This is a genomic window from Pseudomonas sp. YH-1 (genome assembly GCF_051990045.1).
GTDB classification, from domain to species: domain Bacteria; phylum Pseudomonadota; class Gammaproteobacteria; order Pseudomonadales; family Pseudomonadaceae; genus Pseudomonas; species Pseudomonas nicosulfuronedens.
Window position 1 is genome coordinate 4,467,739 of sequence record NZ_CP178184.1, and the last position, 20,024, is coordinate 4,487,762.

Sequence of the window (20,024 nt, forward strand, 5' to 3'; positions counted from 1 at the left end):
TCGTGGATCGTCAGATCGTGTAGCGGTTGGCCGGGCGCTTAAGCCCGAGGTGGTCGCGCAGGGTGCTGCCGCTGTAGTCGCGGCGGAACAGCCCGCGGCGCTGCAGTTCGGGGACGACGTGATTGGCCACATCTTCCAGGCCGCCGGGCAGGTGTGGCACCAGCACATTGAAGCCGTCGGCGGCGCCGCCTTCGAACCAGGCCTGGAGCTCGTCGGCGATCTGCGTCGGCGTGCCGATCAGGCTGTAGTGCCCACGCCCGCCAGCGATGCGCCGGCCCAGTTGGGCGAGGGTCAGGTTCTCGCGCCCGGCCAGTTCGGTGAGCAGCAATTGGCGGCTGCGCTGGCCGCTGTCGGTGAGCGGCAGTTCGGGCAGCGGGCCGTCCAGCGGGTAGGCGGAGAGGTCGAAGTTACCGAGCATCCGCGACAGCAGCGCAACGCCGACCTGCGGTTCCACCAGCTCCTGGAATGCCTCGAATTTTTCCTGCGCCTCGGCCTGGCTCTGGCCGACCACCACGAACACGCCGGGCATGATGCGCAGGTCATCCGCGCTGCGGCCGAAGCGTGGCAAGCGACCTTTCAGGTCGTTGTAGAAGTCGCACGCGGCGGCCAGTGAGGTCTGCGCGGTGAACACCACCTCGGCGGTCTGCGCGGCCAGCTCGCGGCCGGTTTCGGAGCTGCCGGCCTGGACGATCACCGGGCGTCCCTGGGGCGGGCGCGCCACGTTGAGTGGCCCCTGCACGCGGAAGTGCTCGCCCTCGTGGTTCAGCACATGCAGCTTGGCCGGGTCGTAGTACTGGCCGCTGGCCTTGTCACGGGTGAAGGCGTCGTCTTCCCAGCTGTCCCACAGGCCGGTGACCACCTCGTGGAACTCCCGTGCGCGGGCATAGCGCTCGGCGTGGCCGAAGTGTTCCTGACGGTTGAAGTTCAGCGCTTCGGCAGCGGCGTCGGAGGTCACCAGGTTCCAGCCGGCGCGCCCACCGGACAGGTGATCGAGCGAGGCGAACTTGCGCGCCACGTGGTACGGCTCGTTGTAGCTGGTGGTCACGGTGGCCACCAGGCCGATGCGTTCGGTCACCGCCGCCAGCGCCGAGAGCAGCGTCAGCGGTTCGAAGTGATCGGAACGCGCCATGCGGCTGGCGATCTCGGCTGTGGGCGCGGCCACGCTGTCGGCGACGAAAACGGCATCGAACTTCGCCGCTTCGGCCACCTGCGCCAGGCGCTTGTAGAGGCGGAAGTCGAGGCCGCCGTCAGCCGGCACATCCGGGTGGCGCCACGCCGAGACGTGGTGACCGGTGGCCATGATGAAGGCGCCAAGGGAAAGGGTGCGTGTCATTTCGGTTGTCCTGTGTGTCCGTTGGGGAGGACGCAAGGCTGCGGGTTCGATCTCATGGACGGCGCCGGGGCGAGCCGACGCCGCGTATTGCTCGCGATCAGAAGTCCTTGCGCAGCTCGACGCCGAAGTAGCGGCCGTCGTCGCGCGGCACCATGCGGTAGATGTAGCTGCCGCCGGTGGCCAACAGGGGCGAGTAGGACTTGTCGGTGAGGTTCTTGCCCAGCAGGGCGACACGCCAGCCGTCGTTGTAGTCGGCCAGGGCGATGCTGGCGTTCCACAGGCCGTAGGCGCCCTGGATGGTGTCGGGGTTCTGGCTGAGGTCGTACTGCACCTTGTCCTGCCAGCTGTAGTCGGTGCCCAGCTCCACATCCAGGCCGCTGTCCAGCGGGATGCTGTAGTCGGCGCGCACGTAGCTCTTCCAGTCCGGGGTAAAGGGCAGCGGCTTGCCGTCGACGTTGCAGCTGGACGCCGCGCCAGCCGGGCAGGCGAAGCTGTCCACGCGGGCCTTGGTGTAGGCGAGGGCGCCGGAGAACTTGAGCTGGTGCGTGGCCTGGTAGCTGAAGTCCAGCTCGGCGCCTTCGGTCTTCACCTTGCCGGCGTTGATCAGACGAGTCACCACCTGGCCTGCGACTGTGTCGTAGAAGTTCGCCTGATAGTTGTCGTAGACCGTGTGGAAGACCGCGAGGTTGGCGGTCAGGCGGTTATCCAGTGCGGTGGCTTTCAGCCCGGCTTCCCAGGAGTTGGAAGTCTCCGGCTTGAGTGCCTCAGTGTCGCGCGGCTGCATGTTGAAGAATACGTTGTACGCCGGGCCCTTGTATCCGCGCGAGTAGGTGACGTAGCTGGTGAGCTGCTCGCTGAGGTCGTACTGCAGGCCCAGACGGCCGGACCAGCCGTCCTCATCGGTGGAGCCGGAGCTGGAAGTGGAGGGCTGGATGCCGGTCACCGCCGTAGCCGAAGTGGAACGGCGGCGGTGGTCGTACTCCAGGTCGTCGTGGGTGTAGCGCAGGCCGGCGATACCACGGAAATCCTCGGTGAAGTTCAGCGTGCTCTCGCCGAACACCGCGTAGGTATCGCTGCGCGTGCTGTAGTCGGCCACGCCGGTGTTCTGCGCAGTCGTGGAGGTCACCACGCGGCGGTAGGTCTCGTCGTCCACGGCGTGCATGTAGTACAGGCCGCCGACGTATTCGAGGAATTCGCCCTTGGGCGAGGCGAGGCGCAGTTCCTGGGAGTACTGGTCGTAGTTCAGCTCGCCCTTGTCGTGGGAGCTGGGGATGCTCGCGGTGACCTGCGAAAGGCGGTCGCCATCCTGCCACTGGGTGTTGTCCCAGCCGCGCCAGGCGCTGATGGAGGTCAGGGTGTAGTCGCCCAGGTTCCAGTCCAGTTGCGCCGACAGCCCCTTGTTGGTGTCGTCGACGTGGGTGCGGTAGTCGCTGTTGATCTTGCGGTTGTCGCTGTCTGGCGTCACCGGGCGCAGGGCGTTGGCGAAAGCCGGGCTGGTGGTGCTGGTGATGACGCCGCTGGGGGCGTCGTCATTGCCCTTCATGTAGTCGGCGATCAGCGTGACCTTGAGGTCGTCGTTGGGCGTGATCTCGAACTTGGTGCGTGCGCCGGCGCGGTTGTAGCCGTTCACTTCGTGGCCGTTGTAGACGTTGTCGACATTGCCGTCGTAGCTGCCCAGCAACGTAGTGACGCTGGCCTTGAGCTTGCCGGGGATCAGCGTGCCGCCGATGCCGAAGCGGGTACGGTTCTCGTTGCCGCCACCGAAGTGCGAATAGTCGATATAGCCCGTGGTTTCGTCCGGCACTTCGCGGGTCACCACGTTGAGCACACCGGCCGAGGCATTCTTGCCGAACAGCGTGCCCTGCGGGCCGCGCAGCACTTCGATGCGTTCGACGTCGAGTAGGTCCAGGGTCGCCTGCCCGGGACGGCCGAGCACCACGCCGTCGATGACCGTCGACACGCTCGGCTCGACGCCGGGGGAAGTGGAGATAGTGCCTACGCCGCGAACGAACAGCGAGGTGTCCTTGTTCGAGGCACCGGTACGAAAGTTCAGGCTCGGCACCTGCTGGACGATGCTCGATACGCTGTTGCGGTTGTCGCGCTCCAGCTGCTCACCGTCGACCACGGAAACGGCCACCGGCACCTTCTGCAGCGATTCCTCACGGCGGGTGGCGGTGACGGTCACTGCCTTGAGCGTTGGTGCCGAGTCAGCGGACTGGGTGTCGCTGCTGGTGGTTTCGGCGGCCTGCACGCTGCAGGCCAGTGCCCCGATCACGCTGGCGATACCCAGGGCCAACGCACTGCGCCGGCCGGTGAATTGCGGACGGCCGAGCGTCCCCCGATGTTGCGATTGCATAGCCACTCCTTCGTACCCTGGTCCGCCCTCGGTGCTCTTTTGCCGGGGCGACTTTTTTCTGCGGGACTGTCACGAGCGCTCGCTCGTGCGAGTGGCTGGATCGTTGCGGACAGTTTGTGTTGTTAGCGCTAACATCGACGAGTATCCTGAATCGCCTGATAGATCGTCAAATAATTAAAAATTACGTTTATATTCCTAAGTTGACATTCCATCACTCAGCAGCAGGAGAGTCGTGTTGGCCAGCCAGACCCCTCGCAAGCGCCGTGGCGCAGGACGCGTGACGCTGACCGCAGTCGCCGAACGCGCTGGCGTTTCTGCCATCAGCGTGTCGCGCTACTTCAATCAACCGGCGCAGCTGTCGGACGACCTGCGCGAGCGCATTGGCGCGGCGGTGGAGGAGCTGGGCTACGTGCCCAACCAGGTAGCCGGTGGGCTGGCTTCGGCGCGGGGCAGGGTAGTGGGGATGGTGGTGCCGAACATTTCCGGGCCAATTTTCGCCGACACTATCCAGGCCTTCAGTGACACCTTGGCCGCCCACGGGTACCAACTGCTGCTGGCCTCCAGCTATTTCTCCGAAGACAAGGAAGAAAGCGCCGTGCGCGCCTTCCTTGGCTGGAACCCGGCGGCACTGGTGCTCACCAGCCACTTTCATACCTCGGCCACCGAGAAACTGATCGCTGGCGCGGATATGCCGGTGGTGGAGGTTTGGGATTACCAACCCGAACGCGCGCCGATTCAGGTCGGCTTCTCGCACTATCAGGTCGGCGTGGAGGCGGTGCGTCACCTGCACGCCAAGGGCTACCGGCGCATAGCGTTCGTGCAGAACAGCGCGCCCGGTGACTTCAGTGCGCTGGACCGCCGAGATGGCTACGCCGATACCCTGCGCGAGCTGGGTGGCGAGCCCTGGATGTTCGTGCCCACCGAGAGCGCGCCCTTCGAAGCCGGACGGCAGGCCATGGAAGCGCTGATGGCAAGAGGAGCGCAGCGGCCGGAGGCGATCATCTTCGCCAACGACAACCTTGCCGCTGGCGGCCTGCTGGCCGGCCAGCGCACCGGGCTGAAGATTCCCGAAGATTGCGCGGTGCTGGGCTTCGGCGACTATCCCTTCGCGCCGATGCTGTTGCCGAGCCTGTCGACCATCAAGCCACCGGCCCGCGAAATCGGCGAGATCGCCGCGCTGCGAGTGCTGCAGTCTATTGGCGTGGCGCCGCTGGAAGGCCCGATGGAGCGGCTGAATCTGCTCAGTTGCCGGGTGCTGGAGCGGGAGAGCGGCTGATAGCGGCTACTTGGCCAGCAGGTCAATCACTTCCTGGTCGCTGAGCGGGCGAAAGTCGCGGTAATGATCACCCACCGCACGGAACGGCGACGGGGTATCCAGGCAGACCAGCGCATCCACCTCATCGCGCAGCTTCTCCACGGTTTCCGCCGGGCCCACTGGCACAGCGAGCACCACCCTGTGCGGATGGTGCTCGCGCAGGCACTTGAGCGCGGCGCGCATGCTGCTGCCGGTAGCCAGGCCGTCGTCGACCACGATCAGGTCGCGGTCTTCCAGTTGCGCCGGCGCCTTCACGCCGCGATAGAGCACCCGGCGCCGCTCCAGTTCGCGGATCTGCTCCAGCACCTGCTGCTCGAACCACTCCGGCGCGGGGTCGAAGCGCTCGAGCATCTGCTCGTCCACCACCCAGTTCGGTTCTGGGCCGTCGACAATGGCGCCGACGGCGAATTCCTCATTGCCCGGCGCGCCGATCTTGCGCACCAGCAGCACATCCAGCGGGGCGCCGAGGGCGCGGGCAATTTCCTTGCCGACCGGCACGCCGCCACGGGGCAGGGCGAGAACCAGCGGATTCTCCAAAGGCATGTCACGCAGGACCATCGCCAGCGCCACGCCGGCATGCCGACGGTTGGTGTATTGCACTGAAGGCATCTGAGTCTCCTTTCGCGAGTCACAGCAGCGTGTCCAGGGTCAGTGGCCGCTCGCGGATGCGTTTTCGCTTGGAGGTTAGACGGACCTTGCAGCGCCCGCGACCTGCCGGAAAGCGATTGCACCCGCCTGGCCCGGATCAATCGGGCGCGCGCAGGCCTGCCGTGGGCTGTGAGTCGCAACCCTATCGAAGGTTCAGGTATTGCGTGTGAACGGTCGTCGGCACCAGGTTGAACATCGGTACGCACTGTCACTGGACTAGCTCAGTACAGAGCGCCAGAGCGAGGGCACGGAGAGTGTCTGGGCAGGGCAAAAAGAAGGCCCCGTCGGAGGGGCCAGGGGAAAATCCGGGAAGTGTCCTGACCCTAACAGGCTGGGCAGTCGCACTAAGCAACTTGTGGCGATAGGCCGTTCCGGTTGACGGCATATGGGGCCGGGTCCAGCCGCTGCGCGGCCACTGCATCGGGCATTGTGCATCGAACCCATCTCGTATTCGGGCATTCTGCTGCTGGCACTGTGCGATCTTCGGGATCGCCAATGGCTCTGCGACGAGACTCTGGCCGTCAGCAGAAAACAGGCGTGGAACTTGCTGCACGACCGTCTCGATAAGCCCACACTCGAAAAGGGAGAGGCGCAACATGCAAGCATTCGACAGCAAGATGGTCTTGGTCCTCGAGGAAACACCCGAACAACTGCAACGCCTGGAAGACCATCTGCTCGGCCAGGGGCATGCGGTGCTCAGCGCCCTCAGCGAGCAAGAGGCCATCGAACACCTGACTTCATCCTCGGTCATCGACCTGTTCCTCATCGATGAGCAACTCACCGGGCCATTGACTGGCGCAGCCCTGATCGAAGCCTGTTTGCCGCTACGCCCGCGCATGCGCGTGCTGGTGCTCTCACCCTGGGCGGAGAAAGGTGAGGAGGGCGCACCTTATCCCGTGCACCCCAAGTCGGCGGACTTCGCCGACCTGGAGGGCGCCATTCAGCGCACGCTGCTCAGTCCGCCCGTACAACCCTGGCTGCTGAACTAGACTCCTGCGCACAAAGGCCATCCGATCAACGGAACGGTCGCCTTCACGGGGAGGAAGCACCATGCACGCGTACCTGATCCGCTACAGCCGCAATGGCCAGCCCATGAGCACTGTGCTGCGACAGGAGAGTTTGAGTCGCGAGCAGGCGCAGCGGTTCGTCCGCGCGCTGCACGGCCCGGTCGGGCGCGATTCGCGCTCGGATATCCAGGTGAGCGAGGTGCTCTGCACCCAGTGATGGGGCGTCGCCGCCTTTGCTTCACGAAACAATGCCCATGAAAGTGGCCAAGGAAAAACGGCGCCGATCCTTCGGCGCCGTTTGCGGGGGAAATAACGGTTTGCGGTGAGCTGGCGAGCGCCGGAGCGCCTCTCCAGCTCGGGGTCAGTGGCCGCCGTGGCTGCGCTGACCTCCCTTGCGGCCCGCGTCGGATGCGCGCGCCGGATCATTCTTGAAGTTGCCGCCGCTGTGCTGGCCGCCTTTCCTGCCGGCTTCGGAAGCACGCTGGGGGTCTTCTGCAAAGTTGCCTTTACCGCCTCTATGTTCGGCCATGGGAACTACTCCTTGGGAAATGTCCGTGAGAAATGAATAACTGAATGCCGGGCATTCCCTTCATCCGAAACATATCGAGTAGCGGTGTTCGACTCTTTTTCAGAACGATCCGTCATCGCTTCGACGAAAAGTCGTTATATGTAAAGTCCTGCCGTCGGTCCGGGTTCTTTTATTGGCGAACCTGGAGAAACGCCGTTGCGCTGATTTCAAGCTGCTCAAATCGTTGACCTTTGCAGTGGCGGGGCGAAGTCGGCGAAGTCGGTAGTGGCCTATGGCCGCGGTTCCATTCGCAGCGCAGCGGCGCAGGATGGACGCAGCAACGCAGGAGAACCCGATGAATCCGCCAAGCTGCCATGACGTCGCAGAACTCCTTCACCGGAGCTACCCACTGTTCGACTTCACCTGCGACCGCCAGGAAGACGGCCGTTACCTGATCAGCCTGCAGAGCCGCTATACCTCCACGCCGCGAACCAACGTGATCGGCATTCACGGGAATGAACTGCGCACCGATCGCCAGGTGAGAGACCTTGGCATGGAACTGATCTGCGGTTTGATGTAGGGAGCTTGATTTGATGTAAGGAGCTTCAGACGACTCGTTTGCGCAGCCGGGCGATGAGCTTCTGACGCTGTTCGCTGTCCGCCTCCCAAACCTTGCCATCCAGGGCATGGCAGATCAGCCAGATTTCCTCGTTATTGAGCATCACCGCGCCGCCACCGGCCTCCGCCCGGCGCTTGCGGTACGCGGCCTGTTTCTCCGCGTTGGTCATGGCGCCTTCCTTGCGGGGGCGGCCTTTGCGCGGCGCTTCGAAGGCATCGAGCGTGGCTTTGTCCTTGGCGTCTTTCATCCTGGCTCCTGTCAAATTAGTAACGCGTTACTGCAATGCAGGCGTCTTTTTGGTAACGCGTTACCTATCATAGTGATTATTGCAGGCCCCGCCAATCGTCGGCTGGCGGGGTAGGGAAGAAAAAACCGGGCTATTCCTGCAATGCACACCCACAAGAAGCAATGGAGGCTGAAGTGGAACGACTGCGAAAGGTGCTGATGGTCTCGGCTTTCAACGAGACCTGCGTTGTCCAGGTGCTGCGTGAAGCTGCACTCAAGGCTTGCACGCCGGATACTGCAACGGCACTGATGGCGGCCGCGCAGTTGCTGGAGCACGACGCGGAAACCCTGCTTCATGCCGCCCACCGGATCGACGTCGTCCTGCACCATGCATCTGCTGGAGGCGGCACACTCTCCCTGGTCGTGATGGACTGAACCGCTTGCCGATGGCCTGGCCATCATTCTCTTTGAACCGCCGACGCCGACGTCCTGTCAGTGCTTGAAATACAGCCAGAAACCTGGAGGCGTCATGTGGGACGAATCCCTGACAAAGCGTTACCACGTCAGCTTTGTGAGAGATGGACGGGAATTCGAATTCGAAGCCGAAGACGAGTCCATGAGCGAGGCGCGGGCGTGGAGCCATGTAGCGCGCCATCTGCATATCCCGACCCACGATCTGCGCGGCTACCAGAAGCGCTACCACACCATTCGGCGCAACGTGGAGGCGCACAACGTGCAGGACGTTTCCTTTCGCGCAGTAGGCGCTGGCGATTAGGAAGCTGCCTCAGGCCTGTGTGGAGGCGAGGCGTACGTCACTGATGGTGATGCCGCAGGTGCTCAGCCACGACTCGACCTTGGTAGAACCGACCGGCAGAACTGGCTGAGAGAAGGATTGCCCCTGATCACTCAGGGGCAAATGCCGGCCATCGGCCGAGCGTTCTGGATTGCGCCTCAGGCAGCAGCGCCCGGGGCTTTTTCACGCCCGGCGCGCACGTCGAAGGCACCGCCCGTGAGCACACCGTCCACCGTCACGCGCCCCTTGCCGGGCAGCAGCGGGAACACCAGTTCAGCAAAGCGATAGGCCTCCTCCAGATGTGGATAGCCTGAAAGCACAAAGCTGTCGACACCCAGTGCGGCATACTCCAGCAGCCGCGCGGCAACGGTTTCCGGATCCCCCACCAGCGCAGTGCCGGCACCGCCGCGCACCAGGCCGACACCGGCCCAGAGATTGGGCGCCACTTCCAGCTTGTTGCGATCGCCGCCGTGCAGCGCGGCCATGCGCTGCTGGCCGACCGAATCCATCTTCGCGTAGTTGGACTGCGCGGCGGCGATGGTGGCGTCGTCCAGGTGGCTGATCAGCTCATCCGCAGCCGCCCAGGCTTTCTCGTTGGTCTCGCGGACTATCACGTGCAGGCGCACGCCGAAACGCACCGTGCGCCCGAGGCGCGCAGCGCGTTCGCGTACGTCGGCGATCTTTGCGGCCACGGCAGCGGGCGGCTCGCCCCAGGTCAGGTAGGCATCCACATGCTTGGCGGCCAGATCGTGGGCGGCGGCGGAAGAGCCGCCGAAGTACAGCGGCGGGTAAGGCTTCTGCACTGGCGGGAAGAAGTTCTGTGCGCCGTTGACCTTCAGATGTTTGCCGACGAAGTCCACGGTTTCACCTGACAGCAGGCGACGCCAGATGGTCAGGAACTCGTCGGATGCGGCGTAACGCTCGTCATGACTGAGGAAAACACCGTCAGCCTCCAGCTCAGTGCTGTCGCCGCCGGGTACGACATTGAGCAGCAGGCGGCCACCGCTGGCCTGATCAAGGGTCGCGGCTTGGCGCGCCGAAGCGGTAGGGTTGCCCAGCGAGGTGCGCAGAGCGACGAGCAATTTGATGCGCTGAGTGACCGGCACCAGGCTGGCAGCAGTCACCCACGGATCGAGGCAACTGCTGCCGGTGGGAATCAGCAGGCCGTCATAGCCGAGTTGGTCGGCGGCCACGGCGATCTGCCGCATGTATTCGTTGGTGGCCGGGCGTCCGCTACTGGAATGACCCAGGTAGCGGGTGTCGCCGGAAGTCGGCAGGAACCAGAAAATATCGAGACTCATGGGATGTCCTCGTTGCCATCGTCGAAATGGGGCGTCGCCCCGTCGGTGCACGCGTGGCAAGTCTTCATTGGAATTCAGGCCCGGCAGCCGTCGTTGTCGGTTCGCTTGATCAGGCAGAGAAGAGGAGGGCGGCTGCATGGCGGGCACTGCATGGCAGCAAGGCCTGTGCCAGGGCGAGAGGGCACAGTTCTCGCGCCTCTGAAAGCAAGGCAGTGTTGCTGTAGCAACATCACTGTTGATTGACTGTTGCCGGGGAGACACTGCGTACTACGAAAAAGGCATTAGGTTATGCCTTCCGGCGATTTGTCCTGCGCGGCCCGACCGATCAGGATAGGCAAACGTGATTGAAAGCCCCCGTGGACCAAGGAACACAGAAAGCGATGAACGACGCCAACCGACTGCACGAGAATGGCCCGGTGAACTGGCAACTGGCACAGATCGTCGAGGACCTGCGTGGCGCACGCAACGAATGGCGCAGCCGCACGGGCCGCCACCCGGAGCAGGGCGGCCGTGAGCTGCCTTCGCGCCAGTCCATCGAAGAAGTGGTGGAGCGCCTGGCAAGCGCATTGTTCCCCATGCGTCTGGGCCCGAATGATCTGCGCGAAGAAAGCGAGGATTTCTTCGTCGGCCACACCCTCGACGCCGCACTGAATGCGCTGCTGGTACAGGCCCGCCTGGAGCTGCGCTATAGCGCGCGGCAGCGGGGAGATGTGGTGGATAGTCGGATCGATGAGCATGCCGTGGTGCTGGTGCGCGATTTCGCCCGGGCGCTGCCGGAGATGCGCAAACTGCTCGACGCCGATGTGCTCGCCGCCTACCAGGGCGACCCGGCCGCGCGCAGCGTGGACGAGGTGCTGCTGTGCTACCCGGGTGTGGTGGCGATCATTCACCATCGCCTGGCGCACCACCTGTACAACGCAGGCCTGCCGCTGCTGGCACGGATCATCTCGGAGCTGGCGCACTCGGCGACCGGCATCGACATCCACCCGGGCGCGCAGATCGGCAGCAGCTTCTTCATCGACCACGGCACCGGTGTGGTGATCGGAGAAACCGCGATCATCGGCAGGCAGGTGCGCATCTATCAGGCCGTGACCCTGGGCGCCAAGCGATTCACCTCCGATGAAACCGGCCAGTTGCACAAGGGCGAACCACGCCACCCGATCGTCGAGGACGAGGTGGTGATCTATGCCGGCGCCACCATTCTCGGTCGCGTGACCATCGGCAAGGGCTCGACCATTGGCGGCAACGTCTGGCTCACTCGCAGCGTGCCGCCGGGCAGCCAGGTGAGCCAGGCCAGCCTGCAGCACGATGAGAGTCGCTGCGGAAAGGACTGAGCCAGTCGCGCAAAGTAGGGCGAGTGAGTTGACAGCTCCCTCGCTCGTTCAGCAGTATCCGTCAGACATTTCGCGCAACGGCACTTTCATGTTTTCCATCTTCAACCACTCGCTCTCCGCTTCGGGCTTCCTTGCCCAGGCTGGCGCGTGCGTTGTCGTTGCCAAGAAATCGAAGAAACAGTCGCTCATTTGACCGGGGCGCTGTCCCGTCAGATGGGCTGACAGGACACAAGGCGCAAGGTCGAACCTCCCTCCCGCTTGATTCCCGCATCCCTTCCTGACGGCGACCCGACGGTCAGCCAACAGGAGTTTTTGCATGTCGAATTTTCGTGGGATCTGGGTGGCGCTGGTCACTCCCTTTCGTGATGGCGCGGTGGACTACCCGGCGCTGCAGGGCCTGGTAGCGCAGCTACTGGAGCAGGGCGTGGCTGGTTTCGTGGTCTGTGGCACCACAGGCGAGGCTGCCGCATTGAGCCATGAAGAGCAGCTCGCAGTCCTCGATGCCGTGTTGCAGTGGGTGCCCGCGCAGCAGGTGATCATGGGGTTGGCGGGCAACAACCAGCGCGAGCTGCTGGCCTTCCTCCGCGATATCCAGCGCCGCCCGCTAGCTGGCGTGCTGGTACCGGCGCCGTACTACATCCGCCCATCCCAGGCAGGGCTGGAAGCCTTCTTCCGTACCGTGGCCGACGCCGCCCGCGTCCCGGTCGTGCTCTACGACATTCCTTACCGAACCGGCGTGCGCATCGAGCGCGAAACTTTGCGGCGGATCGTGCGCCATCCAAACATCGTAGCGATCAAGGATTGTGCAGGCGATGTAGAAACCACCATGGCGCTGATCGCTGATGGCCAAGTCTCGGTGCTCACCGGGGAAGACCTGCAGATATTCGCCAACCTCTGCCTGGGTGGTGCCGGGGCAATCTCGGCGTCATCCCACATTCGCGCCGATCTCTACGTGCAGCTGTTCCGGGAGATGGAAGAAGGCACCGTGAATGCCGCCCGCCGGACTTTCTATCGCCTGTTGCCCTGGATGCAGGCCGCTTTCGCCGAGCCGAATCCGGCGGCGGTGAAAGGCGCGCTGGCCTTGCAGGGCTGGATGACCAACGAGGTACGCGAGCCGATGCAGGCTTGCACACCGGCGACCCTGGAGCGACTGAAGAGCGTATTGGCGGATTTGGCCCACTAGGCGCCGCTGGCATTCGCTGGAGAACCGACTGGTGTTTCCACGATTCCACAGCGAATGCCAGGTCCTCGGCCGATCGGACACAGTCAGATGCAGAGATCGCCGCGCACGCACTGAAGTTCGCGTACATCGGCGGCTTGCTCGCAGCAGCAAGTCACTGAGCGGCGGTTGATGAAGAACGCCAGGAAGAATTCGTGCATCAGGTGGGTCCCAGGAGCCGCTGAAGAAAATGTGCTATCGAGTCCGAATCAGATTTCTTGTAGCGGCGAGATAAGAGCCCGTGGCGACGTGAAGAGCGCCGGGGCGACAGAAAGACAGTTGTCGCTCTTTTTAAAAAAATGGACTGCGGTATGTCTATGATAAATATAGAAAATTTTTTTGAAAACCGGAATTTAAAATGAAAACTTCCCGAAGTTCCATCTTTTGAAAAACAAATCGGTGCTCCTTAGATTCTTGGGCTGAAATTTTTAACCGGAGTATGCTTACTTGGCGGCAGATGAATATGACCTGCGCCCTGGCGAGTGCTTTAAATTCTGAATCGCTCCGTCTTGAGTAATCAGTTCGGAGCGGAAGGGAACGACTATGGCGCGTCAGGTACATTCAGGGAGCGAAAGGAAACTTTCCATCGCCACATTTTCCTAATAGCTTCCCGTCGCGAGCGGCTGGGGACGATGCGATGTCCAAGCAGCACGATTTGGTAGTCGTACGCGCAGTATTGAGTGCCGCGATCCAAATGCAGCAGTGACTGTCAGCGAGCAACAGCCATCTCCAGCCCGGCATGCACCAAGGCCCTGAAGCCGGTGCTCGCCTGACCCGCGATTAGCGAATTCATTTCGCGCGTGCCTTCATAGGATTTCGAGCGCTGTCGTTGGCGTTCAGGACCTCACGCGCCTAACCCTAAGTCGCTCGCATGGGGACTGTACATACACCCTCCATCATGGAAGCGCGCTCGTCCAACATGATTCCTTCGTCCTGCATCTGGGGCTGGCGATAGCACAGCATCTCTGTGGGCGCGAGACTCCCCGACATGCGAAAGAGCTGGTTCTGCATCAACTGGAAGCTTTCGATCGGAAGCCCGAACTGTTCATGTTGCTGGGCGTAGCGCGTACTCGTAGGCGCAGGTCGCACGCCTTATGGATTCCCTCGCGACGGCCGCGAGTGTTCCTCAGGACCTTCGCCGTATCCAAAAACTATTGGCTTTTTGTAACTGGCTAGCTTCGCCCACGCGACAGGCGGTTTGGCTGAGCGGTTGCACATTCGATTTCCGACTCGGAGAGGGTATCACTCCTTGGTCACGACTTGATTCGGGAGTACAGGAAATGCAGATCGCTCGGCTGAAACCATTAGTATGCCCCCCAAAAAACAACTTCTCAGTATAGCCCTGGATAACTGCTTAGTGAATAGCGAAATATATTTCGCCAATTCTACCAATCTTGACCAAACGAATATTATGGTATTTAAAGTATATGCGGTGTGTTGGATTTTTTCGAAATTGACCTGTATATGGCGCGCTACCATTTTGGTTTGGCGGTGAATATGACGGAATTTTCTTGCATGGACTTAATTTAATGAATGGCGTGGAGATAAAAAAGGGGCTTGTGGTGGTGGCCAATGGGGCTGTCTGCAAGGTTGCGAACATTATTTCTAGCGAGAAAGTTTCAGTTGTAAGTCAGAAAGAAAATAAGAGATTTATCGTTTCTCTTGATGAGATAGAGTTTTTGCCGGCCATCACTGATGATGGCGTCGCGCTGATACCTCCGGAGCTTGATGATCTGGCTCGCAGTGTCTCCGAGGATGAAATCCTTTTAGCAGAGAAACGTCTCAATGTCATTAGGCGCTACTCTTCCGGAGAGATGAAGCTCGAAGAGGCGGTCGCTAGTCTGGGGATGTCTAAGTCTAACTTCTACAAATTGAAGGGGCGTTACAGTGAGGCGGTCGGAGTCTATTCGCTATTAAGGTACCGCAGAGGGGCTGCCAAGAACTCATTAAGGCTGAGTGATTTAGTTGAGAAGCACATTCAGGAGAGTATTGACGAAGTATATGTAGGGAAATCTGCTTCCATTTCTGGTGTTTGGCGAGATGTTGAGGCGAAGTGCGTTGCCGGCAATCTTCCCATACCCTCGATAACTGCGGTAAGAAAAAGACTTAAGATGCGCAATGAGAGGGAGTTGTACAAGAAAAAGCATGGTGCTGATGCGGCAAGCCAAAAGCATGATGCGAGACCAGGGAAGAAGCTTGTTTCTCGTCCGTTGGAATGGGTTCAAATGGATCATACGCTGATAGATATTATCCTGGTGGATAACAATCTAAGGCAACCACTGGGTAGGCCATGGCTGACTGTTATCATCGATAAGTATACCCGAGTAATTCTTGGGTACTATCTTGCTCTGCATGCACCATCCGCAGTTTCTGTCGCGTGCGCAATTTCTCACGCCGCACTCCCAAAATTTTCATTCCTGAATCAACTTGGCGTTGATTCTGAAAGATATCCATACTATGGAGTGCCTGATGTAATCCATATGGATAATGCAAAGGAATTTAGAAGCGTAAAGTTTGAAAGTGCATGCTGTCGGAATAATATACGGCCGGCATGGAGGCCGCTTGGCAAGAAGCATTATGGTGGGCATGTGGAGAGACTTATTGGGACTTTCATGACTGACAAAGTACATTTCCTGCCTGGAACAACATACTCAAATGTTGTACAGCGTCGAGGCCAGGATAGTGACAAGACGTCGGCATTGACTTTTAAGGAGTTCACAAAATGGTTTGTCAGAGAGGTCTGTATATATCATGGTCGAAAGCATTCAGCGCTTGGCTGTTCACCCGCCTCCAAATGGAGCGAATATTTTGAGGCTGAGAGCGGCGCTCCAGTTCACCCTCCTTTAGTTATAAATCCATTTAAATTCAAGCTTGATTTTATGCCTGAGGTGAGCAGGAGTATTGGTCGTGAAGGGATTGAGTTCAATAGATGTTTTTACTGGGATGCAGCCTTGAACTCGTACGTGGGGAAGGCTGGAGTCATGATTAAGTATGACCCCTTCTCCCTGAAGACCATCTGGGCATACCTTGATGGTGAGTATCTCCCTGTCAATTTTTCTGATGCAACAAAGCCAGATTTTAGCCTTGAAGAATATCGTGCAAGAAAAAAACAGAGTCGACGTACGGAAAATACGCCGCCTGGAGGGTTGGAGGATCATTCCTTGGCCGATTTTGTGCTTGACAATAAGGAACTTGTGAAGAGTAGTCGGCGCGAGACAAGACGGGCTCGAAAGGCTGAGGCGGCGCGCTCTGAATATCTCTCCTCTCAACACGGAGAGTCGAGCGAGGCTGGCGTGCCAGATGAGGAAAAGGGTAGGAAGGATCGACCTAATTATTCGCAAAGGGCGATACCATTTAAGGGTAAAAGCTATGATTGATGGCCAGCATTTAAGTTCTTGTCGCAGGAAGCTATTGGGTTTAAGTGATGATCGTCGTATTGGTGAAATCCAGAATGATCAAGCTTGGATAGATTACCCACGGTCCGAAGACGTATTTAGGATGGTTGATAATATGTTGGCTGTGCCCGACAGGAATCAGGCGCCTTGTCTGTTGGTGTACGGCGAGGGAGGGACTGGAAAGTCAAGCATTGTCAGAAAGCTACACTCCTTTAAGCGGTTTAGCGATAAACTGGTTTTTGTTGATTTGACGGTAAAACCAGATGGAATTAGGTTCCCAGACATTCTTGATCGCGCCTTGGGCGTACCAAAGGGGCTTGCGAAGCATTCTAGTTCGCACCCAAATTTCTTGCCTGTTGAGTTGCTGCACATAATAAAGCTTAGAAAGATTAAAGGTATTGTGCTGGATGAGCTCCACGATGCATTTTTAGTTCCCCGAAATGAACAGCAGAGAAATCTTTCGCTGATTAAAGGACTGTCGAATGCGCCGTACGGTATTTCTGTGCTCGGCTTTGGGACAAAGTCGGCTCATGCTTCACTGAAGAGCGATGACCAATTTTATCGGCGATTTAATATGGTTGAACTTGGTGATTGGACGGATAGTGATGACTTTCGATCTTTCCTCCTTGGTATCGAGGGACATATTCCGTTGAAAAGACCTTCCCTCTTGGACTCAGAGGAAATTACAGGCTTTTTGCTGGAGCGTACTGGCGGCAGAATGGACTCTGTAGTTCGCGTGATTCGTTCTGCAGCATGTTATGCAATAAGGAGCGGTGAGGAAAAAATAACCGTAGACTTGATGCGAAAGGCTTATTCAAGCCCCTGGGGATATTGAGTGTGGCGAGGGGCGAATGAAGATATTCAGCTTGCCTGCAGTAAAGTATGACGAGTGCTTAATGTCATGGCTGGCTAGGTATTGTAGCGCTATTGGCCAAAGCGGCGTGCTGCAACATATAAGCTCTCTTGCAGATCCTGACTTTGATCTTGCGAATGTAGAGATTCTTGACATTCTTTCAAGTCTTGGGGTGGGGGAGAAAGTTGCCAGAGACTGCTTTAGTGCGCGGACAACTTGGTTGCTCCCTTGGGCGGAGCGCACTGCATATTGCTATCCATGTCTACAGGAGGATGTTTCTTCTGGTGAATCCCCTTATTGGAGAAAATCATGGTGCTATCTCCATAGTCCAATATGTGTAAAACATAGGCTATTCTTGAGTGTTGCGGACCCGCTCAGGATTAATTTGCATAAATCTTGGGGCGTTTTCATTCAAGAGTGCAATGAAAAATATAATTCGATTCCAAATGGGAAAATATCGCGGGTGCGTCGTATTTCCCTCGATCGAGATATAATGCTGGCCTTGCGAGTGCAGGACTTCCTGACCAGAGCCCATAAAGCAGACTATATCCGATTGCGCGGCTGCGTGGTGAGTGGTGCGGATGTCTTGGCAGTGACTCGATTACTTTTTGAAAGTTTTTTATTTCCGCGTCTGCGTCCTCCTTGCGGTGATGGTATAGCTAGGGAACAGCAAGCCGGATTTCAACGCATTGCTGGGGTAACATCTATAGAGCAGGCTAGGAAGCTAGGACTTTCTGACAGCCATGTGTATTCGCGAGTGACGGCGCTTATTCTGATAGGTTGTGTATTTAAACTTTTCCCACTCACACGATTCAATGATGTACGAAGACCACTTCTTCAGCTGCCTGCCTTTGTCGATAGTGGCGAGGCTTACGCCATAGGTCGTCACGGCATGAGGTTTTCATCGAGTAAGGAGCATAAATTGACAATAAAATTTCTAAATGGGCTTCCGAAGGAGTTGAAGGGATGTTTGGGCGAGTTTATTAATGGCCTAAAGGATATCCATCCTGATGCAATTCTGGGTTGAGCAGTTTGATGCTGGTTGGTCATCGTTGCGATCAATAAGGACGAAGAGGCGCCGAGCTTCCAAGTTGCCGATTACGGCTTGGTCGCTGATCGGTGTGAAGCCGTACTGGAGATAGAAAAGGCTATATAGTCACTTGGGTGGTGTCTGGTCATAGGGCGAAGCCTTCGGCGATTTGAATCAACATCTCTTCGACCTGACTCGTGCCTTGCTGGGTTGTGAGTAAATGTAATGGTGCCATACCGGAGAATCGCTTCTTGGGCCTGGACAGCCATCGCGAGGCCTTGTCGGTGTTACCAAAGATTGCTTCAGCCATTGATTTTATGTGAACTAATCGAAAGAGCCTGTCGCTTTCTTCGATGGTTAGTGGCCGACCGTTCTTGACCCGCTTCCTCAGAGTTTGCAGCGAGATGATCTGACTCAGTTCTAGCGATGTAATAACCTCATCGTCAACGAGCCCCTTCAGATGCGCAGCAGGAAAACCAAGACTGACCATGGTATGGATCTCGAGACCGCTGGCAGATTCAGGGATCTCCAGCAGCGCCTTCAATCGAGCACGATATTCATCATAGTCATGATGTCTCAGGCCCTCAGCAAACACTATATTCCTCCTTGCCGTCGTTTACCGGCGAGGTTGGGGCAGTTTTTATTTTAGCTCTCACTGAGTGCACTTTCAGTTCGTCAAGAGAGTTGTAGTGGATATTCTAGATAGTGCTGAGGCTATTGTGGTGAAGGCCCGCCTGCCGGTCCTTCATGCCCCGGCATGGTGCATTGAGTGTTGCGGATGTAGCCGCAGCCAGTGCAGCGAGGCCGAGGGCATTTGGTCCTTTTTGTTATCATTGCAGCCTTCTCGCGATGTGCGTGCCAGAGGCCTCTGAACGGATGACGGCGACTAGCCTGGCTCTTGAGCGCGCTCTATTCATTGCCGTCACTCTTATCTCTGGTAATCAATAGATTTGTAGCACGACTATTGAGTAGCGCTCCAGCTTGGAAGTAGCCCATCACCGTCGGGATCGAACGGTGCTCGGTCATGGCCATGATTTCACCCAGTGGTACGCTCTGGCGCCCGGCTTCGCTGACAAAGCCCGATCTCAGGCTATGCGCGGCCCAGTCCCCCGGCAAGCCGGCGAGCTCAGCGCGACGCTTCACAATGCGCGCCACCTGGTCGCCGGACAGCCCCTCGTGGCTGACGCGCCCACCTTTATAAACACGGCGGAAGAGTGGCCCTGTGTCGGCAGGTGCCGCTGCCAACCACTCCGTCAACGCTTGCGCTGCCGGTCCGCGCAACGGCAGCTCACGGCTTACGCCCTCCGTCTCGGTCTTGGTCGCGCCCAAGGCATACAGCCAGGTCTCCGCATCCAGTTGTCGAACATCGCCAATCTGCAGTCCCACCACTTCCGAGCGCCGCCGACCGCCACCGCTCCAGGCCAGCAGGAGGAGGGCACGATCGCGCAGACCACGATTGCCGTCGGTGCAGGTGGTAAGCATCGCTTCCAGTGGTTCGCGCACGGCGGCGGTCTTCTTGCGCACGCTGATGCCTTGGCGGGACTGAGCCTTGCGTGCCTCGCGCAGCAAGGTCTTCACTCCGGCACTTTCCGTGGGACTTGCCCAATCTTTGAGCGCGTGCCACTTGGCTAACACGGCGAGCCGATGGCGCACGGTGTTGTAGCTCAGCGGGCCGGGTTTGGCCTTGATACCGCTCTCCACCAGAACGGCATCCAGTGCCCGCGGCAGCAGATGCTGCCAGCCACCGCCGTCCGGCCTTGCTAAGTGATCGACGATGAACTGCACCACCACCGCCTCCGACAGGGCGTCATCCTCCAGGTGTCGGCGATAGCGCAGCTGCAGCCAGCCGGCCCAGTAGGCGAGGGCGCTGCGGTAGCTGCGCACGGTATTGGCGGCGGTGCCGGCAGCCACGAAGGCGGCCGCAGCGGCGCGCGCCTCGGTATCGAGGCGATCGACGGCGAGCAGGGCGCTGTCGCTGGGGGGCAGGAGTGGCCTATCTTTCATTACGTTCAACGTATTAAAAATTGAATTTCCATCGATTAAGGTCGGATAACATTCGTTTATCAGACCTAATGTAGCGGAGAGCAG

21 protein-coding genes and 1 pseudogene are annotated in these 20,024 nt (G+C 59.2%); 12 read left to right on the forward strand and 10 right to left on the reverse strand.

The window, feature by feature from the left end; all coding sequences use genetic code 11:
• Positions 1 to 10 precede the first annotated feature (10 nt).
• Complete coding sequence (locus ACKI1H_RS20480) at positions 11 to 1,333, reverse strand: LLM class flavin-dependent oxidoreductase (RefSeq protein ID WP_440466122.1); 1,323 nt, start codon at positions 1,331 to 1,333, stop codon at positions 11 to 13.
• A 97-nt stretch (positions 1,334 to 1,430) separates the two neighbouring features.
• Positions 1,431 to 3,689: a TonB-dependent receptor gene (locus ACKI1H_RS20485; protein WP_440466123.1), complete on the reverse strand. Its 2,259-nt coding sequence runs from the start codon at positions 3,687 to 3,689 to the stop codon at positions 1,431 to 1,433.
• A gap of 235 nt (positions 3,690 to 3,924) precedes the next feature.
• On the opposite strand from ACKI1H_RS20485, the gene ACKI1H_RS20490 reads away from it, so the two are divergent.
• On the forward strand, positions 3,925 to 4,965 hold the full coding sequence (locus tag ACKI1H_RS20490) for a LacI family DNA-binding transcriptional regulator (RefSeq protein WP_440466124.1): 1,041 nt from the start codon (positions 3,925 to 3,927) through the stop codon (positions 4,963 to 4,965).
• A 6-nt stretch (positions 4,966 to 4,971) separates the two neighbouring features.
• Here ACKI1H_RS20490 and ACKI1H_RS20495 read toward each other — a convergent pair whose 3' ends face one another.
• A complete protein-coding gene (locus ACKI1H_RS20495) occupies positions 4,972 to 5,613 on the reverse strand; it encodes a phosphoribosyltransferase (protein WP_138524781.1) in 642 nt (213 codons plus the stop codon).
• A 635-nt stretch (positions 5,614 to 6,248) separates the two neighbouring features.
• Here ACKI1H_RS20495 and ACKI1H_RS20500 point away from each other — a divergent pair.
• Complete coding sequence (locus tag ACKI1H_RS20500; protein ID WP_138524783.1) at positions 6,249 to 6,641, forward strand: response regulator; 393 nt, start codon at positions 6,249 to 6,251, stop codon at positions 6,639 to 6,641.
• Positions 6,642 to 6,702: 61 nt separating this feature from the next.
• The gene (locus tag ACKI1H_RS20505; protein WP_171049508.1) at positions 6,703 to 6,876 is read left to right on the forward strand and encodes a hypothetical protein; all 174 of its coding nucleotides are present in this window, start codon (positions 6,703 to 6,705) and stop codon (positions 6,874 to 6,876) included.
• A gap of 144 nt (positions 6,877 to 7,020) precedes the next feature.
• Here ACKI1H_RS20505 and ACKI1H_RS20510 read toward each other — a convergent pair whose 3' ends face one another.
• On the reverse strand, positions 7,021 to 7,188 hold the full coding sequence (locus tag ACKI1H_RS20510; protein ID WP_138215663.1) for a general stress protein: 168 nt from the start codon (positions 7,186 to 7,188) through the stop codon (positions 7,021 to 7,023).
• Between the two features lie 334 nt (positions 7,189 to 7,522).
• Here ACKI1H_RS20510 and ACKI1H_RS20515 point away from each other — a divergent pair, with 334 nt between their 5' ends.
• Complete coding sequence (locus ACKI1H_RS20515) at positions 7,523 to 7,747, forward strand: hypothetical protein (protein ID WP_138524785.1); 225 nt, start codon at positions 7,523 to 7,525, stop codon at positions 7,745 to 7,747.
• 25 nt (positions 7,748 to 7,772) lie between these two features.
• On the opposite strand, the gene ACKI1H_RS20520 is transcribed toward ACKI1H_RS20515, so the two are convergent.
• Positions 7,773 to 8,033, reverse strand: a complete 261-nt coding sequence (locus ACKI1H_RS20520) for a hypothetical protein (RefSeq protein ID WP_138524787.1) — start codon at positions 8,031 to 8,033, stop codon at positions 7,773 to 7,775.
• Positions 8,034 to 8,206: 173 nt separating this feature from the next.
• On the opposite strand from ACKI1H_RS20520, the gene ACKI1H_RS20525 reads away from it, so the two are divergent.
• Together ACKI1H_RS20525 and ACKI1H_RS20530 are read left to right on the forward strand one after the other, a co-directional pair.
• Positions 8,207 to 8,446 carry a hypothetical protein gene (locus ACKI1H_RS20525; protein ID WP_440466125.1) on the forward strand — a complete coding sequence of 80 codons (240 nt, stop codon included), beginning with the start codon at positions 8,207 to 8,209 and terminating at the stop codon, positions 8,444 to 8,446.
• 94 nt (positions 8,447 to 8,540) lie between these two features.
• Positions 8,541 to 8,786 (forward strand): hypothetical protein, encoded by a 246-nt coding sequence (locus ACKI1H_RS20530; protein ID WP_138524791.1) that lies wholly within the window; start codon positions 8,541 to 8,543, stop codon positions 8,784 to 8,786.
• Between the two features lie 176 nt (positions 8,787 to 8,962).
• Here ACKI1H_RS20530 and ssuD read toward each other — a convergent pair whose 3' ends face one another.
• Positions 8,963 to 10,105 (reverse strand): FMNH2-dependent alkanesulfonate monooxygenase, encoded by a 1,143-nt coding sequence (gene ssuD, locus ACKI1H_RS20535; RefSeq protein WP_440466126.1) that lies wholly within the window; start codon positions 10,103 to 10,105, stop codon positions 8,963 to 8,965.
• A 380-nt stretch (positions 10,106 to 10,485) separates the two neighbouring features.
• Here ssuD and epsC point away from each other — a divergent pair, with 380 nt between their 5' ends.
• A complete protein-coding gene (epsC, locus tag ACKI1H_RS20540; RefSeq protein WP_280055990.1) occupies positions 10,486 to 11,439 on the forward strand; it encodes a serine O-acetyltransferase EpsC in 954 nt (317 codons plus the stop codon).
• 48 nt (positions 11,440 to 11,487) lie between these two features.
• Here the strand turns inward: epsC and ACKI1H_RS20545 are convergent, their stop codons facing one another.
• Entirely contained in the window at positions 11,488 to 11,757 is a 270-nt protein-coding gene (locus tag ACKI1H_RS20545) for a hypothetical protein (RefSeq protein ID WP_171049509.1), read from the reverse strand.
• Between ACKI1H_RS20545 and dapA the strand changes: the two genes are divergently transcribed.
• A complete protein-coding gene (gene dapA / locus ACKI1H_RS20550; RefSeq protein ID WP_440466127.1) occupies positions 11,756 to 12,622 on the forward strand; it encodes a 4-hydroxy-tetrahydrodipicolinate synthase in 867 nt (288 codons plus the stop codon). The two genes, ACKI1H_RS20545 and dapA, sit on opposite strands and share 2 nt — an antisense overlap.
• Before the next feature lie 894 nt (positions 12,623 to 13,516).
• On the opposite strand, the gene ACKI1H_RS20555 is transcribed toward dapA, so the two are convergent.
• The gene (locus ACKI1H_RS20555; protein WP_440466128.1) at positions 13,517 to 13,747 is read right to left on the reverse strand and encodes an acyl-CoA dehydrogenase family protein; all 231 of its coding nucleotides are present in this window, start codon (positions 13,745 to 13,747) and stop codon (positions 13,517 to 13,519) included.
• 422 nt (positions 13,748 to 14,169) lie between these two features.
• Between ACKI1H_RS20555 and ACKI1H_RS20560 the strand changes: the two genes are divergently transcribed.
• From ACKI1H_RS20560 to ACKI1H_RS20575, 4 genes and pseudogenes are all read left to right on the forward strand, one after another.
• The gene (locus ACKI1H_RS20560) at positions 14,170 to 16,035 is read left to right on the forward strand and encodes a transposase (protein WP_440466129.1); all 1,866 of its coding nucleotides are present in this window, start codon (positions 14,170 to 14,172) and stop codon (positions 16,033 to 16,035) included.
• Positions 16,028 to 16,888 (forward strand): TniB family NTP-binding protein, encoded by an 861-nt coding sequence (locus ACKI1H_RS20565; RefSeq protein WP_440466130.1) that lies wholly within the window; start codon positions 16,028 to 16,030, stop codon positions 16,886 to 16,888. The genes ACKI1H_RS20560 and ACKI1H_RS20565 overlap by 8 nt, the downstream gene beginning before the upstream one ends.
• A 16-nt stretch (positions 16,889 to 16,904) precedes the next feature.
• Positions 16,905 to 17,933, forward strand: a complete 1,029-nt coding sequence (locus tag ACKI1H_RS20570; RefSeq protein WP_440466131.1) for a hypothetical protein — start codon at positions 16,905 to 16,907, stop codon at positions 17,931 to 17,933.
• Positions 17,934 to 17,951: 18 nt separating this feature from the next.
• A pseudogene (locus ACKI1H_RS20575) lies at positions 17,952 to 18,062 on the forward strand (electron transfer flavoprotein subunit alpha/FixB family protein); the annotation flags it as partial.
• Between the two features lie 19 nt (positions 18,063 to 18,081).
• Here ACKI1H_RS20575 and ACKI1H_RS20580 read toward each other — a convergent pair.
• Positions 18,082 to 18,531, reverse strand: a complete 450-nt coding sequence (locus ACKI1H_RS20580; RefSeq protein WP_440466132.1) for an antitoxin Xre/MbcA/ParS toxin-binding domain-containing protein — start codon at positions 18,529 to 18,531, stop codon at positions 18,082 to 18,084.
• Positions 18,532 to 18,845: 314 nt separating this feature from the next.
• Entirely contained in the window at positions 18,846 to 19,940 is a 1,095-nt protein-coding gene (locus ACKI1H_RS20585; protein WP_440466133.1) for a site-specific integrase, read from the reverse strand.
• Between the last annotated feature and the right edge of the window lie 84 nt (positions 19,941 to 20,024).